A 1,565-nucleotide genomic window follows, 5' to 3' on the forward strand; every position below is an offset into this window, starting at 1 on the left:
CTGGGTGGAACGCTCGACTGCTCACTTCTCTGCGATGACGGGTTCGCCCCCAAGCTGCTACGTACATACCGGGTCTCGCAGCTTCAGGTCCGCATCCCGAAGTTCGGCAACTTCCGATTCGGCGACCCCACAACCTCGTACAGCAGCTACCAGATTGTTGCTGACAACGTGCTTGGGTGGCGCGATGTCGGTGTCGTTCCCCGCGGCGGCACTGCACTCGCATCCGGTGGAACGCCAGGCAGCGTCGGGATGTACTTCGACGCCAACTGCACCGACTCCCAGGTGGTCGGCAAGTCGGTGATGATGGGCTCCCAGGTGGGCTTCGAGACGCACGGCGGTAACGTCGCGTATGTCGGCGCTCACGCGTGGTCGCGGTCGTCGATCGGGTGGATGGACTACGGGTTCGACGATTACGTCTCGGGAACCCAGTACGTCAACACCTACTCCGACACTCCGCAATATGCGGGCTATCGCAACCGCGCGTCGTACGGCCTCTACTTGGGCGCAGTCGCCTACAACAACGCTCTTTACGGCACCGACAATCAGGCCCACGGGTTCATCCTGGACAACTACAACAACAATCACGTGCTGGCGTTCGTTCGCATCCAGGGGGCCGATTCGACGCACAGGTTTGCGACGGACTTCAATGGTCAGACTCCGCCGCATCCGCGTTACGCGATGCGGATTAACGTTGCCTCTGCAACCGTCGACAGCCGTCCGCCCGTCTCGTCGTACACGGTCTCGACCATCACTTCGCTGTTTGGCGCCGATGTGGGGCGCACGATCGAAGTCGACTCGACCTCGGCACAAACGGTCACGATTGCGGCGGGACGAATTCCGACTGGATCGGAAATTGAGATTATGCAGGTGAACACCGGTCAGATATCCGTCGTCGCAGGATCGGGCGTTACCGTTCAAGCCCCCGGTGGCATGAACAAGACCCGCGCCCAGTTCTCGACCATTAAGGTCAGGAAACGCGCTGGTGAGGTCTACGTGCTGTCGGGTGACCTATCCGCGTAGGTGACACGCGCCGGCACGCCTACTGCGGTGGCGCAGTCAGGGATGTCCGTGAGCACTACCGCATTCGCTCCGATCCGCGCTTTCCGGCCCACTGTGACACCGCCAAGGATGCACGCACCGGCGCCGATGTACGCCCCATCGCCAATGGTCGGTGCATCGTCAGTGCCATCACCCCGAGTCCCCAGTGTGACTCCGTGGTAGATCGTCACGCGCTCGCCAATCCGGGCGCGAGGATGTATGACGGTTCCACGGCCACCGTGAGCCAGCCGTAGACCCGGTCCGATCTCGGCTGATCGCGGGATGTCCACACCGCACACAACCTTGAGGGCAATGTCTACGATTACGGCTGCGAGCGGGATCGGACAAGCGCGGGCGACTCGTACTAGAAGCATCGCCACCCGGCCGAACCGATCTGTGTTCACCGCCGAGTCGGCGCGGTGTAACGCACGCCAGCTCACGTGGCTGCCGCTTGCGTATGCAACGCCGCGACGAGCCGGTCGGCGATGTCCTGGTGGCCCGCTGGGCTGGGGTGCACCTTGTCGCGG

General features: G+C 62.8%; 2 protein-coding genes. One reads left to right on the forward strand and one right to left on the reverse strand.

From position 1 onward, the window contains the following. The coding region (locus LX12_RS21670; RefSeq protein WP_253656693.1) for a hypothetical protein at positions 1-1,020 on the forward strand (1,020 nt) is incomplete at its 5' end. Here LX12_RS21670 and LX12_RS21675 read toward each other — a convergent pair. Beyond that, positions 990-1,412 carry a serine O-acetyltransferase gene (locus LX12_RS21675; protein ID WP_253656694.1) on the reverse strand — a complete coding sequence of 141 codons (423 nt, stop codon included), beginning with the start codon at positions 1,410-1,412 and terminating at the stop codon, positions 990-992. The two genes, LX12_RS21670 and LX12_RS21675, sit on opposite strands and share 31 nt — an antisense overlap. Positions 1,413-1,565 lie beyond the last annotated feature (153 nt).

The sequence above is a fragment of the Williamsia serinedens genome (genome assembly GCF_024171725.1).
GTDB classification, from domain to species: Bacteria; Actinomycetota; Actinomycetes; order Mycobacteriales; family Mycobacteriaceae; genus Williamsia_A; species Williamsia_A serinedens.

Coding starts and splice junctions, on each gene's coding strand:
- LX12_RS21675 (WP_253656694.1), bottom strand. CDS start 1,412: ATGCTTCTAGTACGAGTCGCCCGCGCTTGTCCGATCCCGCTCGCAGCC.